The organism is Bacillus sp. AFS059628, assembly GCF_002571225.1.
Classification (GTDB): domain Bacteria; phylum Bacillota; class Bacilli; order Bacillales; family Bacillaceae_G; genus Bacillus_A.
The window spans coordinates 1-7,437 of sequence record NZ_NVEC01000089.1 but is presented as its reverse complement, the minus strand read 5'-3'; the positions used below and the strand labels follow the sequence as shown (position 1 = coordinate 7,437).

General features: G+C 34.7%; 3 protein-coding genes. All 3 read left to right on the top strand.

Features of this window, described 5'->3' with window-relative positions:
- Positions 1-487: 487 nt before the first annotated feature.
- Genes COL05_RS26020 through COL05_RS26010 form a run of 3 tightly spaced genes read left to right on the top strand, consistent with a single transcriptional unit; the run spans position 488 to position 7,366 of the window.
- On the top strand, positions 488-2,917 hold the full coding sequence (locus COL05_RS26020) for a class I tRNA ligase family protein (RefSeq protein ID WP_098670686.1): 2,430 nt from the start codon (positions 488-490) through the stop codon (positions 2,915-2,917).
- A 22-nt stretch (positions 2,918-2,939) separates the two neighbouring features.
- Positions 2,940-5,213, top strand: a complete 2,274-nt coding sequence (locus COL05_RS26015; protein WP_098670685.1) for a hypothetical protein — start codon at positions 2,940-2,942, stop codon at positions 5,211-5,213.
- The gene (locus tag COL05_RS26010; RefSeq protein WP_098670684.1) at positions 5,210-7,366 is read left to right on the top strand and encodes a class I tRNA ligase family protein; all 2,157 of its coding nucleotides are present in this window, start codon (positions 5,210-5,212) and stop codon (positions 7,364-7,366) included. The genes COL05_RS26015 and COL05_RS26010 overlap by 4 nt, the downstream gene beginning before the upstream one ends.
- The last annotated feature ends 71 nt before the right edge of the window (positions 7,367-7,437 follow it).

Here is a 7,437-nt window from a genome sequence, read left to right as displayed (position 1 = left end):
ATAAATGTAATCAGGATTCATTTTTTTTTAGTAAATTAATTTTTTCTTAGTGGAAGTTAGTAAATATCTATATTTTTTCTCAAATTATTTCTGAATATTAAAACAAAAACGTTATATCTATCTTTTTAAAGGCAGGCATAAAAATGGGAACCTTATATTTATAGAATTCTCTTAAATTAACTTGCCTTATAACCCCCTCATGAATTAAAGATCTACAGAGTTTTTATTCTTCAATTACAATGGTATTTTCCTTGAATGTTTGAATTCTGATTTAAAAGTAAATCAACTTTTTCTTAGTGGAAGGTTAGTAAATACTTATATTTTTTCTCAATTTTTTTCAGAATATTTAATATAAATTTATATATTTAGAAAAATTCAATTAATCTATTTTTTTTGAAAAAAAATATTGTCATACTTTGACATTTCCTATATAATCCAAATGTGAGATGGTGATTTTGTAATAATATTCCATTTAAAAATTGATGATATGGGGTGTATTAAAATAACTAAGAAAAGTTTTAGTTTGTTGATGCCACCTCCCAATGTAACAGGTGATTTACATCTAGGGCATGCTCTTACATTCTCAATTCAAGATACAATTGTACGTTGGAAACGATTGATTGGTTATCAAACGGATTTTTATTTCGGTACTGATCACGCAGGAATTTCAACTGAAGGAGTAGTTAAGCGACATCTTGATCAACAGGGAATCTCTTATAACGATTTAAGTCGTGAACAGTTTGTAGAGCAGGTATGGAAATGGGTGTATCAATATGATAAACGTATCCGAAGCCAGGTCAAAAGACTAAATATTTCCTGTGATTGGGAACGCTATTTATTTACGATGAATGAAAGTTATTCAAATGCTGTATTAACAAGTTTTGTGGAATTGTATAAAAAAGGGCTGATTACTTATGGGAGCTACCCAGTAAATGTTTGTACTAATTGTAAAACAACAATAAGCGACCTTGAGGTGATTACTGAACCTAAAGAAATTGATATTTACATTTTTCAATTTTTAACCCGTAACAACAAAAAATATTCAGTGGTCTGTCGGAATCCAGAAGATTTAATTGGAATTCGGGCTGTTTTGGTAAAAGAAGAGAGCGAACTTTCTTCTGTGCAGGAACTTTATAATCCACTTGATAATACTTGGGTGAAAGTTATTGCAGACAAAGATTTAGTGCACATGGAAGTAGGAGATTTTGAAATGAATTCTCCATTTGCTATACCTCTTCTTCCTAATAAACGGAAACTTCATTTCAGACGTTGGAGCAAGTATTTATCAAACGATTTATCAATTGAAAAAAAGAATTGTTTGACAGATTCGGATGCTAAATTTATGAAAAAAAGAATTAAAATAGGAGTCGATATTTGTGAACGATGTTCAGGCCCTATTGAAGTTACTATTTCAAAACAGTGGTTTTTTCGTATAAAAATTTTCGCGCAAGATCTTAAGCGGATTATTAATGAAGAAGAACGGGTGATTTTTCATCCACCTTCAGTACTTGAAGATGTCAATAATTACTTAGATAATTTGGAGGATTGGTGTATATCTAGGCAGATTAAGTGGGGACATCGTTTGCCTGTGTGGAGGTGTCATAAGTGTCAAGGAGATACAGTAGACATAGGTATAGTTGAATTTTGTGAGAAGTGCGGTAGTAAAGATATAGCTCAGGTACCAGATGTTTTGGATACATGGTTTTCTTCTGCTCATTGGCTATTCGCGAATTTTGGATGGCCAAAAAAGACGAAAGAACTTGAAACTAAGTTTCCGGTTAGTATGCTAGAAACTGGACGTGATATCGTATTTTTCTGGGTAATCCGTATGATGTTAGTGAGTTTGGCACACATGGAAGAAATTCCAATGAGGGAAGTACTCTTGCATGGAATGGTATTAGATGCAAAAGGGCAGAAAATGAGTAAATCTAAAGGGAATGTTATTAGTATAGACGAGTTGTTGGGTAAATATGGTCCTGATATTGTTCGATACGGATTACTTTCTCGCTCTGTTCCAGGGAAAGATATTCGATTAGATGAAGCAGTTTTTCAGAATGTGTATTCTTTGGTTGAAAGACTGCAACATATGCTTAACGAGATCTTAAATCTTTCTTCTTGCAACGATTCAATCATTGGACATGATTTAGTAGATTGGTTATGGGGAAAAGTTCATGAATTGTATCACTGGATGGTATCTGGGATGGAGAATTATAATTTTCAGTCTCTTCTACAAGAAGTAACACAGCTTCTTCACCAAGTTATCAAATGGACTCGTGCATGTATAGATTCAAATTATTCTATCAATCAGAGTGAGCTACGTTGCGCCATAAGCGCTTTGTTGATGCTCTTGGAACCGTTTTTACCTGAATTATATAAGAAAAATATAAAGATTATACAAGAAACGGAAATAATAACGCTGGAATCAATCTTGGAGGTTACTCCAAAAGTTTCGCACTTTCAATCAGATACTGCCGAACGTATAGAGAAGCTGTTAAATCAACTTGCAAAAGAGATTGGACAAGGAAAATCTAGGGGAGTTTATTGTTCGTTCAATCTGAATATTGAAAAAAATAGAATGTTTGAGCTCTATGGAAAGGCAATCGTTTGTAACACTCCGTTCCAATTTGCGAGTCACAATGTTAATGGTACAGTTCTTCGATATGAAGCGGAACCTGGTATTGAAATTTTACTGATAACGGAGCAGTCTGAATATTTTACGCCGTTGGATAAATTTTTCCGTTCTGAAATTAGAAATTTGAATCGAGAGTTAAAAGGTATAAACGATCGATTAAAAAGTAAAAAATTTCTTCTTAATGCACCATTAGAAACTGTGGAAAACCAGAAAAATAGATCTAAGTGGATTATTAAAAGAATAAATAGTTTATCAAATGTTATACAGACCTTGGCTGTAATGTAAATGAAAGGATAGGTGTTTTGTAATGCAAGTAACCTCCATTGATAAAGAGCGGAATAGTTCTTGCTTGATAAGTATCTATCAAAAATTTCTCGATTCAGTTCTAAATGGAAAAACGTATTTTCCATTAGCTTCATCAGAAACTTTTGATAAAGTTCTTAAATTACGTGGAAATCAATTAGGTCCTGAAGTATTTGTGGCAAATCTTCCAGAGAATTTTTCAGGCATGAAAATTGAAGAGGCACAAGTATTTATAAATCAAAATAGATCTTCGTTTCCGGTACAGCACAATGGAGTTGTTGTAGGATGTGAAGATGATGTATATCTATTAGAATCAGCACTTTTCGCATTAGTTACTGGTAGACAGTGGGTGGGAGTGAAAAAGTGGGATGATATCCAGTTTTACAAAGAATTATCTCCTTCATCCTTCTTGATTTTTGGTGCCTTAGATAATTTCTATCAAAAAAATATTTCAAAACTAATTAATCTGTTGTCTAAAGAAGTTGATAGATCCAGATGGATGGAGTTTCCATTTGGCTTGATGACCGGTGCAACACGTGATGTATTATTATATATGATTTATAAAAATCTATACTATCCTACTGAGCTTATCAATCAACCGCTCTACTTGAATACATTTGCTTTGAATCAAAAGCATTATAATGATAGACATGTAAAGTTAATTACCCGTGATGAGTGTGATGTAGAAAAACTAGATGAACATTTATCTGAATTTAGAGAATTAACTGTTTTCAGCGGGCACGGTCATGAGGATTGCTTTTTCCTAGGAAAAGTTTCAATTTTTCCGGCCGGCTTGCGTGATGGAAAGATTGTTGAAAATAATTCTGATTTACCACTTAGCGCGTATGGACGTGGTGAGACGGATCCTGATGTTGTCTATACTGATCAATTCCGTACTAAAGTATTTTTCGCTAACACTTGTTGTGGTTTACATCTGACTGATGGTTTGTTTCCAAGTCAATTTGGAGTCGGTATGAGCTTCCTAGAAGGAGAACCAGCAGCATTTATTTCTACCTTCATGGTTAAAGATAATTCGGAGCATGATCCATTATTATTCTCGCGACTTGCTTTACAATATGGAATGCGTGTGGGAGAAGCAGTCCGCTTAGTTAATAACTTACTTTTTCAAGACACCAATGATTTTCCTTGTTATCTTCTTGTTGGAGATCCAGAAATGAAGTTTAGCCATCCAGTAGCTAAGCCAATCTTAGGTAAACTTTCTGTGAACGAAGACAGGAACAGTATGACATTAGAAGCAGAGGTAGAAGGCGGGTTCTTAATTGTTATAGATCTTCCAGATGAACCTCAAGCGAAAACCCTTAACAATAAGCGTGTTCGCCTTCAAGAAATTCTTTTTAATCAAGTTGGTGTTAAAGCTGATCCGCGCTTTTTGCTTCATGAGCAAACTCTCTATCTTTATTCGACAAAACCGATGCCAGCTGGAATAGTTCAAATTGTCATGGAAGTAGTTAGGGAAGAGGCATTAGCTAAACTATATTTTGATATTGATGATTATTTAGTACGTTTAGAATATTTAAACGCAATGAGGTTGTTTGAACAAAAATATAAGGGACTAGCTGAAGAAGTTAATAACTCAATTAAGTCTATTAGCCCTTTGTATAAACCTTCGTTGTTTTCACTAAAACAGGCAGAAAAGTATACAAAGCTTATGAATAGAATTAATTTAAATTTCCAACGTTTACAAGAATCAATTATCGAAACTTATTTAAGTAAAGTTGAAAAGGGCTCATGGGCCTTTACAGAAATGTATTCAGATGAATTTTTACCAATCTCTAGAAAGATGCTAGATCAGGATTGCCCTTATTGTAAAAATCAGCTTTTACAAAAGAAAATAGTTCATCCAATTTATCAACGCCTACAGCGTGAACTTACGATTTGTCCACGTTGTGGTATTATCAAAGATTGCCCTGAATCTTCTTTTTCAGTAAATATGCAAGGATTAGAATCCATTCGACAAGGTGAAACATTAACCAAAATTGTTACTTATACCAATCCAACTAATGCTGTAAAATTGGTCACAATTGGATTGGGAGTTGAACGTACAAAGTTAGCTCATTTTCCATTTAATGTACAAAATTCAATGCAAACAAGAATTGTTCAACCAGGTGAAACAGTGGAATTCAGATTTGAAATCAAAATTAATGAAGAATGTGTTGCACACTCCTTTTATTTAAAGGCATTTCTACTTTCAAATATGGAAATTGCATGTCTTCATAATATTCTTTTTGTTCTTCCAGCAAGGGAGGGAAAAATTTGACGAACTTGCTACAAAAAAATAAATATGAGTATAAACGCCATGCAGAGGGGACTAGATTACATGCAAGTATAGATTTAAAACCAACGCCACACGTCGGTCTGATGGCAACCCCAAATGCGAACGGTGAGTTGCATTTGGGACATACATTTGTTGCACTGAGTGAAGATGTGTGGGCTCGTTTGAATCAGCTGAATGGGAAAGATAGTCGCCTTATTACTGGCGCTGATCATGGTGGACATTCACTGGTCATGGTGGCTAAAAAAGAATACAAATCAAACCAAATAATGTTATTAGACAAATGTAAATTGGTTTTTAATTTCTACAAGCCAAGGTTGTTTGAAACGCTGGAGAACTTGCGAACACAGTTTGTATTAGAAAATCAACGTTCGAGCATTGATTTATCACACCAGGAAATAGTTGCTGATACGTTTGTTGATTTATTTGAGCAGGAGTATATTACCCGTACACGTATTCCAATTAATTGGTGCCCACTTTGTGAGACTATAATTTCACAGGTTGAGGCTAAGCCATCCTATACACGTATACATCGGTATATAATTCGATTGAAGACTGAATTGAATGAAGATTTACTTATTTACTCAGAAGAACCTGAAATGTTAAAAGGATATCCTTTTGCTGTACTGCCAGATGAAACTTCTGTTAATAGAATTATGCACCCTTTAAAGCCTGGTGAATACATACCAATTGTAAAAGCTTCTGAAGTTTCAAAATTACAACCTGGATTTCTATACTGGCCTGAATCTAATTTAGAAGCTTATCAAATTGCTAAGCGGAATAATTGGCCAACTGTAAGTACTAATCTGTATTCACTTGAGGATAGATTAAATGCTAGAGATGAAGTTGTGGAAGAACTAATACTTGTTGATGCTTATGTGCAAACGGAAGCAGAAAACATAAGGATTCACCGTTGTCACTGTGATACAAAGTTGGAGACATTGCCATTGGAACAATGGGTACTTAATTTAGTTAAGATTCGTCAAGACCTAAATATAGATTTTGATATCTCTCCTGTTGTACCGACATTTGCACAAGAAGAGTGGCTACCTAAGGTAGAAAACTATATTGGTGATTGGACTCTTTCACGCCAAAGTGAATGGGGAGTTCATCCTCCCGCATATCAATGTAAGTCATGTGGAAAATGGCATGTTACTACTAAGAAACTAAGTAGCTGTTCTCATTGCCAAGGAGAATTGGAGCAAGACCATGATGTGATGGACGTGTGGTTCATAAGTAATGTTGGCAAGATTACCTGGGGACAAGATGAACGTCGTAATAGTGAAAAAGAAATCTTATCTTCAATCTCACTTGGATCTGATACTTTTGGACTTGCCATGATTCGAACCGAGCTATTAAGTCAATTGTTGACTGGACGTTCTCTAGCTGAACGTGTTGTGGTTCTACCGATTCTCGTAGATGAGTGGGGACGGAAATTGAGTAAAAGTTTAGGTAATGCTAAACCGACCCAAGACTATTTAAATCAATGGGGTGCTGATATTTTACGTTTAGCATTATTACGAGCGCGCCCCTGGAATGGGAAAGTTACTTTTGGAGAACATCTATTCATAAAATCTCGAAATCTATTACAGAAGGTGAAAGCAATTAAGGATTTTATCCTGGTAAGTGATGACTGTACAGATAAAACAATGCAACCGGACGCAACAGATCTTATTTTGCTTGATTCGTTGGGATGTGAAATTTCTGATGCAGAAGCAATACTCTATGATGCAGTGAAAAATGCAAATTTCTTTATAGCAATTGAAAGAATAGAGGAAGTAACTCGCAAGGTCTTTAGTAACATTATGGTTCCATACCTACGTTGGAAGAGGGAACAGGGGAAGTTATCTTATAAAACTTTAAGGAGTTTCCAAGCGCTTTATTTAGACTGGGTTAAAATTCTTTGGGCATTTATTCCGGATGCAGCGTTGACAATTTACGAGGAATTCGAAGAAGAATTACTAAGGGATTCTAAGCGGATGTATGTATCATCAGAGCATCCTATTAATTTAGACTTTCGAGTAATTAATCAAGTTCTTAATAAATCGCGTGATGAACGAGAGTTACAGGTAGTACCAAGTTGGAAAAAAGAATATACACAGCTAAATCCGTTTGTAGAATATATGATGTGGAAATAGAAATTTAGGTATCCCTTTCTTTGTAATTGAATAGGAAGGGGATACCTACTAATACCAGGGTGGCGGAATGG

Bases quoted from the DNA above. Each gene is read 5' to 3' on its own strand.
- COL05_RS26020 (WP_098670686.1), top strand. From the start codon at position 488: ATGGGGTGTATTAAAATAACTAAGAAAAGTTTTAGTTTGTTGATGCCA.
- COL05_RS26015 (WP_098670685.1), top strand. From the start codon at position 2,940: ATGCAAGTAACCTCCATTGATAAAGAGCGGAATAGTTCTTGCTTGATA.